Source organism: Thermogutta sp., assembly GCF_014359955.1.
Classification (GTDB): Bacteria; Planctomycetota; Planctomycetia; order Pirellulales; family Thermoguttaceae; genus Thermogutta.
Genome location: NZ_JACIYL010000321.1, coordinates 1 through 4,621, shown reverse-complemented (window position 1 = coordinate 4,621; position 4,621 = coordinate 1). Strand labels below are relative to the sequence as shown.

Sequence of the window (4,621 nt, the reverse complement as noted above, 5' to 3'; positions counted from 1 at the left end):
TCAGGCCCTCCGCAACGTCGAGACTGTCGCCGCGTCAGCTTCTTCGAGTGATCGCGGTCTTTCTCAGCAACTGGCCTCGATGATGCCGGCATTGGAGGCCATCGTTCAAAACGCTCAGCAGTCTGGCAACGGATGGCAGGAACCCCTCCAACGGCAAACCGCTTGCCTGGAACGGCTCACAACAGAACTGGCTGCCGTCCGCGAAGAACTGGCATCGGTGCGAAAGCTCAAGGAAGATCTGGAAAACCGCCTGACCGCACTTCAGGAGCATTCCCGGGACAGCGAAGACGATTGGAAGGCCAGGGAAAGCCAACTCCTGGCGCAGTTTGAAAGCGAAAAACAGCAGTGGACCAGCCAGTGGAACGATCGCGAGGCAGCCCTCAACGCCCTTGTCCTGCGCTGCAGCCAGCTTGAAGAAGAACTGGAAGCCCTGCGCCGCGAAGGAAACACGGCAGCGTCATCCGAGCTTCAGGAGAGATACAATCTCGCCCTGGCGGAAATCCGCGAATTAAGGCAAAAGAACGCCGAATTGGAAAAGAAGCTGGCGCGAGCCCAGTCCAACGGATCGGCCGAGGGTGGGGCCGGCGATGGACGGATTCTCAATTGGGAAGCCGAAAAACAGCGAATCCTGGCAGCTTTGGAGTCGGAGTCTGAAGATTCTTCAGATGGTACGGCTCAAAGGGAACGCGACCGTATTCAGGAGATCATCGCGCGGACCGAGGCCCTACTCGCTGAGAAAGACAACGAAATCGCCGAGCTTCGACGTCTGCTTGAGGAACAGTCCACGAGTATCGGCTCGCTGGCCGTAGGTGCTGCCGCGCTGGAGCGTTTGCTCGATCAGGATGAAGTCATTCGTCAGCAACGCGAACATCTCCGCCAGTTGGAGGAGGAGTGGAAGGAAAAACTCCGCAAGGCCGAGCTGGAAATCTCGCTGGAACGGGCGAAAATTGCCCGCGAGCGCGCCCTGCTGGAGGAAAAACAGCGCGAACTGGAAGAAAAATTGGAAGCGCTGGAAAGTGCGTCGGCCTCGGGCGACAAGACCAAGCCGCCGCGAGGTCGCTGGCTCACCCGACTGGGACTTAACGGCCCTCCGAATTCCTGATCGGCCGGTTGGTTTGCCCGGAAGAGAGAACTCCCGCCCGCACGAATTCGTCATTCCGGTAAAGTGCCGTTTTGCAAAATTTCACGTAAGGCCCGCTGCGAATCGACCCCAAACACAGCGGCGGCCAGCTCCGTCCATTCCGCCAGAAAATCCGGATCGGCGGTGGCTTCTCGGCAAGCGGTCTGGCGGTGAAAATCGGCCAGTCGGCCGTGAACAGGATCTGTCGGTCGAAAGCGAGGAATTCGCAGATAATGGAGCAGGCTGGGACTGCCGAAACTTCGCGAGCCAGACATCCCAAACGCGTGAATGATCGCTCCGACCAGCGGACTGTTCAAAACGCCGGCGAGAAAGTGTCCTTCTTCATCGGAGTTTACCGGGACAAAGCAGCACGTTTCCTGGGGAATCACGGGCTTGGCGGGTAAGCCGGCGAGACTTTTTTCCCCCAGCACCACGGCTTTCAGCTTTGCCTCCATCCGGCGCCACACGACTTTCGACGAGGCGATCGTGTAGGGTCCTACGTTGTACTGGGCATACCAGGGACCCCGTGATTGGAGCTTCTTTCGTGCCGCGCGGCGGTCCAGAACATCTCGAAACTGGGTAAGATAACCAAAAGTTGCCGGGAAAAACTCGCGGAGATAGTCCTCCGGCCAGGCCGAGCGGGTAGCAGGATTCTGCACAAGGAGTATGCCAAGTGTAGGAGCCGCCACCCCGCTGAGGTCTTTCCACCGCACGAGGGGGAAAACCAGGTCGGGCTCGATGGTTGCCGTGACACGCGGCACCGGGGTGCGTCCAAATTCCGGGTGATTCTGCACAACGAGCCGGTTGTTTTCCCATCCAAGAATCTCCAGCCAGAAAATCCCGTTCGCCCCGCCCGTATTGGCCCCTAAGTAGGCCTGGTATTCAGATCGACCGCAGATTTGCTCCCAGATCTCCCACAGGGAGCGCCTCATGAGAACCCAGGGAGCCCCCGTGTCTCTCCTGTCGGCCGGTTGGGCGAAGAGCACAGACTGCTCCGCCTCAGTGTGCAGCCACGCGGCGTCGCGGAATCTGCCCCGATGGCCTTTCCTGCCCCGGCACACAATGAATGGCACCGGAAACCGAGGTGGAACACCTTTTTCCGCGAAGAGAATCGCCGTTCGCTGAATTGTTCCGGGAAACACCGAGACGGCACGAAGGTCCACCACTTCTCGAATCCTCAAACATCCCTGGGACTTGCTGAACAGGTGCCGAAAACTTCGGCCGGAAGCCTGAGTATGAAAAAGGCTGACCGGCACCACCATTCCGAGGCGACCATGCTCTGCGAGAAGGCGGCACGCCGCTGAGATGAATGCGGCACCACAATCCCGCTTGCCACCGCCGTGCCGCGCCATTTGGGGCGAGAGATCGAATAACCCGAGTTCGCGGAAGACGGCCGTCATTTCACCCCGGGCGTCTTTGTCCAAGCGGTCCCATATCACCCACGGTGGATTGCCGACGATGATGTCGAACCGTTGTCCTTTGAGGATGTCCGTTGATTCGGTGGCGACACAGGTTTCCGATGTAGGGCACGCATTGGTGGAGAGTGACAAGCACAAAGAGAGGAAATTTCCCCGAAGAACGGGAGGGCGAAAGCGAGTGAGGTCGGAAAGTGACATCGGGACGTGGGGCAGCCATCGACGGCAGAGGGCGGTGGCGATCAGGACCAGACTTGCCCGGGCGGCCAGGACAGCGGCAGGTTGAATCTCCAGCCCCAGTGCCCCAGCTCCGAGGATCGTTTGGAGGACTGTATCGCGAAGCAGGGCTTGCGCGGAAATGTGTCCATCGACTGGGGGTGTTGAAGAATCTTCTCGGTGGACAGCGATGTCCTCCGCACGTTGCCGCTGGAATTGCTCGGCTCTCCGCCATGCAGCGGCTACCAGAAAAACTCCACTTCCGCACGAGGGATCCAGGAGACGCGAATTTATCTGATCAGGATATCCGAGTTTTTCGAGAATATAGTCGGCCAGGACAAACGGCGTGTAAAATTCGCCTTTTGCCAGGCGAATCCATTTGGGAAAAAGGGCCTCGCGGATCGGACAGAAAAGATCTTCCGGCGTTACATCCCACGCTCGTTTCGGCCCGAGAATGCTATCCACCTCCTGCACGAGCGCCGTGAGATGCGCTATCAGTTGAGTGAAATCAGCCTGTAAAGAAAGGGCGTCGGTCAGCCCCAACCAGTGATAGAAGTCCCAAAGTGTTTTCGCTTGGGGCCAGCACTCGGTCACATCTGGGCTAAAAGCGGCGGCCAGCGACTGGGCATGAACGGATGGCTCTTCGGGGATTCCCTCGACATCCAAAAGCTGGAGAAAACGCACGGTGATGAGGGTGGTGACCCAGGCGAATACCGCCTCGAGGGCCTGTTCAAGAACACCGGTCCCAACGGTGGAGTCTAAACCCCATTGGGCTGCCCAGAACCGTCCGGCTTCAGGCGCTTCACGGGCGGCGCCCCTGTTTGGTGCCACGGGTAATTCGGCAAGCGAGGCACAAGGGGAGGCCGACGAGGGCTGCGAAAGCAAGGAGCTCTGGCATCTCAGCAGTTCCTGGACCACGGCTGGCCGTGTCCTGAGCCACCGGGCCACCTTGCCCACAGCGGCTCCGAGGTTCACCGTCGCCCCCGCGCCTGATCCGTGCCGTCGAGCCATGGAATTGACTTTCACATTGCCGGGAAATTGATCGCAACGTGTTTCTTCCTGACCGGTGCAAACACCCCATTCAAGCGGGGAGCGACCGCTGATCCCTTTGCTGCGACCGCCACAGGTCGAGACGCGGCGGCAGTTCTTCCGGTCTGGCCGTCCCTGTGGTGGCCAGTTGTTGCACCGTGATCGAAGCGACCAGGTTACCCACGAGGGCAGCTTCGGGCAACGAAGCACCGCTGGCCAGGGCCGCCACCGCGCCGGCTGTGGCACTGTCCCCAGCTCCGGTGGGATCAGTGGGCCCTTCCACACGAACGGCCGGAATCCAGATGATCTCCGGATCGCTCACCATTATTCCGTATTCGCCCAATGTGACGACGGCGGGCGCTCCATTCATCTGGCGAAAGTGTTCGAGGGCTTCCCGAAGCGAGGCCCAGTCCGGCGGAGCTCCCTCCTGAGGCCGTTGCCCCGTCAATTCAAAACGGTTGCACTTGAGAATGATTCGACGAAATTGACGGATCCGACGTCGGCTGTCGGCCCAGAAAACAATGTGGGGGAAACGGGGGGCCTGCTCGGCGAGAAACTCGCGCAGTCGGCGTCCCACCACGCCACATTCTTTTTCCTCGACCTGGTCCAGAACGATGACCGCGTCCACTTCCGCCAGCAGGTTCTCCATGGAAGCAAGCAGGCGGTCCACGAGGTTTTCTGGTGTCGGCGTTCGATTCTTCGTATCGTACCGGGAATGTTCACCGGCAAGCGACGGATCGGTAATATCCCGGGGTTTCAGGTAGGTAGGGGTGAATCGGTCCGGAACAACCTGGAGATGTTCCAACCGACAACCCAGTCTCTGCAGATCCTGGCGCAATTC

Annotated in this window: 2 protein-coding genes and 1 pseudogene; 1 reads left to right on the top strand and 2 read right to left on the bottom strand. The window is 59.6% G+C overall.

The genetic code is table 11. From position 1 onward, the window contains the following. Positions 1–1,102: pseudogene (locus tag H5U08_RS10625) on the top strand (hypothetical protein); the annotation flags it as partial. Between the two features lie 50 nt (positions 1,103–1,152). Here H5U08_RS10625 and H5U08_RS10620 read toward each other — a convergent pair. Both H5U08_RS10620 and H5U08_RS10615 read right to left on the bottom strand, forming a co-directional pair. Next, a complete protein-coding gene (locus H5U08_RS10620) occupies positions 1,153–3,582 on the bottom strand; it encodes an Eco57I restriction-modification methylase domain-containing protein (protein WP_297032836.1) in 2,430 nt (809 codons plus the stop codon). A gap of 250 nt (positions 3,583–3,832) precedes the next feature. Continuing rightward, on the bottom strand, positions 3,833–4,621 hold a 789-nt coding region (locus H5U08_RS10615), incomplete at its 5' end, for a PfkB family carbohydrate kinase (protein ID WP_297032828.1).